The organism is Streptomyces sp. NPDC059909 (assembly GCF_042730885.1).
GTDB lineage: Bacteria > Actinomycetota > Actinomycetes > Streptomycetales > Streptomycetaceae > Streptomyces.
Genome location: NZ_JBHWKX010000049.1, coordinates 51,690 through 54,421, shown reverse-complemented (window position 1 = coordinate 54,421; position 2,732 = coordinate 51,690). Strand labels below are relative to the sequence as shown.

Sequence of the window (2,732 nt, the reverse complement as noted above, 5' to 3'; positions counted from 1 at the left end):
GCACGGCAACCCTACCGGCGAACCCAAGCGGTTCCCCTACGATCTCACCGGCACCGCCCAGCACCGCGACGCGCAGATCCGGCACGCCATCAGCCGGTTGCTGCACTGGGCCAGGCAGTGCGGCGTCGCCGCCATCGCGATCGAAAACCTCGACTTCACCGTCGAGAAGACCCGCGAGAAGCACGGCCGCAAAAAGCGGTTCCGGCAACTCATCTCCGGCATCCCTACCGGCAAACTCAAGGCGCGGCTCGTGTCGATGGCCGCCGAACTCGGCATCGCCATCGTCGCCGTCGATCCGGCCTACACCTCCCAGTGGGGCGCGCAGCACTGGCAGAAGCCCATGACCGCGCCCCACCGCACCGCCACCCGTCACGATGCCGCGAGCATCGCGATTGGACGACGCGCCCTCGGACACCCGATCCGGCGACGGACGGCACCGCCCCGTGCACAGCAGAGCGATGTGCACGGGCATCGGACCAGCCAGGTCGGATCGGGTGTCCCAGGGCGTGAGGAAACCCGCCGCCCCGTCACGGACCGTGGTCACGAGCCACCCGCCCGGACGGGGAACCATCAAAGAACGCGGGCGACCAGCGCACCCAAAACCGTTCGGGATGCGCGCAGTGACTGGCAGTGGGTCCAAGACACACTCCTGCTCACTGATTAGGAACGGTTGGGCTTGGAGGCGAGCGTTTTCCGGTATCCGCTCAACACACGGCATCCAGCGCCGCTCGCGGCACTTCAGACCGAGATCCGGCGCCTACGGGACAAGGGGGCCGACACGATCGGGGTCGTGGGCTTCTCGGCCGGTGGGCACCTCGCGGGCCTGGCAGCCCTCGCTCCGAACGCTGACGAGCGGACATCGGTTCAGTTCGCTGTGCTCGGCTATGCGATCACCTCGATGGAGACCGAGACGTACCGCCCTTCGCAGCTCGTTCTGCTGGGTGAGGACGCGTCGCCGGAGCTGCGTCGTTCGACCTCGCTCGACGCGCTGGTGACTCCGTCGGCTCCTCCGTTCTTCCTCTGGCACACGGCGGAGGATTCTTACGTTCCGCCGGAGCACACCTATCGCCTGGCTGCGGCGTTGGCCGCCGACAATGTGCCCCACACGGTGCACGTCTTCCCCCACGGCCCCCACAGCCTGGGCCTTGCCCATGGGGCTGGAGAGGCATCGACATGGACACGCTTCGCCGAGTCATGGATCGGCGAGCAGACCGGTACTCGGACGCCTCAGGGAGCTTGATAGCGCCAGCCCAATTGCGATGCTGGGGAGTCTGATCGATGAAGCCGGAGTTTCCTGGGATGCCGGGCGCCGGGTGGACCGCTCCGCGTCCCGCCTGCGGAGTGCGTGTGCGAGTGCACTGACGTGTGGCGTCGGCCGCCGACCCGGCCACGGGCTCGGGCTGCGGCGAGGCCGTCCAGTCACGATGGGTTCGCGCTGGAACTCGGCGAGGGCGGAGAGCATGCCGAACATCGCGCGCCCCACCGTGGCGGTGTCGATGCCATGTTCACCAACCCGCAGGCCGGCTCGGCAACCCGCAGGCCGGCTCGGCCGACCGGCAGGCCTGACCCGGCGACGTGACGGCTCGGGTACGCACTCCGCGGCGGCGCCCGACGCAAAGACCCGACACCGACCCCGGCCGGACCTTGCCGACCCCACGGCACGCCAACCTGATGCCGGCGGGGCACGGCGTCCACGCAGCCCGCAGTCGCTGCGCTTCTGGGCACATTCCCGCTACGCCAGAACGGCGATCCGGCCCTCGAACCCGCTGCGCGGGCGGCCGCTCGTAGACCTGTACGCCTTCTACGAGGTGCTCTACCGCTACGGCGACCAGGACTTCGCGCCGATGGACTTCGCCTCGATCCTGGCCAGCGATATCGAGTACCACCCGCTGGCCACCGACGCCGCCACCGGGGAGTCCACCGACCTGCGGCCCTTCATCGGCGACGCCGCGGAGTTGCGCCTGGCGCTGCCGGCCAGCGCCGCCCTGCCCCTGCTGGCGGGCGACCCCGTGATGCTGCGCGGGTGCCGGTTCTACGACGCGGGCGTCTCCGAATCCGTGCCCTACCGAACCGCGCTGGCCCAGGGCGCGACCCATGTCATGGTGCTGCGATCCCGGCGTGCGACCGACGCGGCACGCCCCTCGCGCTCCGCCCCGCTCATCGCCAAGACTTTGCTGCGCCGGGAGCCCGCGGCCTTGCGCAGGGTGTTCCTCGACCGCGAAGCGCGCCTGGCCGAAGACGACGCCTACCTGGCCCACCACCCGGCGATCGTCTCGATCCGCCCCGCCCCGGGCACACCGCCGGTCGGCCGCCTGGCCCGCCAGAGCGACCTCCTCGAAACCGCACTGGAAGCCGGGCGCGCCGCCCTCCACGAGGCCCATAGCCACCTGTACGACGCCCGAACACCCAGCGGCCACTGACTCCTGAGAGGACTTCGCCAGGTCTGTCTCGTTCTTGGCGTCGCGTGTGTCCTGCTGGGCAGGCGCTGTTGGCCGGTGGTGCAGATGCCGGTCCAGCACCTCAGTACGTCCTGGAGGGTGCATGGCCCCCAAAGTCCCCGCACCGGTCGCACCCTCCACCAAGTCCTCGGGTGGCGGCAGCGGGGGCATCAGCAGCCCCCGGTCACGCTGGCGTGGACGGCCGGCCGCTGGGTGATCGGTGCGCCGCCCGCCCCGGGTCTCCCCCCGGCAGACGGCGCCCGCACGGGGTTAGGCCCCCAGCGGTACCCTTGC

At 70.5% G+C, this 2,732-nt stretch carries 3 protein-coding genes; all 3 read left to right on the top strand.

Translation table 11 applies throughout. The annotated features are described in order from the left end of the window. Positions 1–664: IS200/IS605 family accessory protein TnpB-related protein (locus ACFV9O_RS27950; protein WP_385422491.1), on the top strand; the 664-nt coding region annotated here is incomplete at its 5' end. Positions 665–670: 6 nt separating this feature from the next. Next, the gene (locus ACFV9O_RS27945) at positions 671–1,240 is read left to right on the top strand and encodes an alpha/beta hydrolase (RefSeq protein WP_385422489.1); all 570 of its coding nucleotides are present in this window, start codon (positions 671–673) and stop codon (positions 1,238–1,240) included. Positions 1,241–1,808: 568 nt separating this feature from the next. Next, positions 1,809–2,420, top strand: coding sequence for a hypothetical protein (locus tag ACFV9O_RS27940; RefSeq protein WP_385422487.1), 612 nt, complete (start codon positions 1,809–1,811; stop codon positions 2,418–2,420). Positions 2,421–2,732 lie beyond the last annotated feature (312 nt).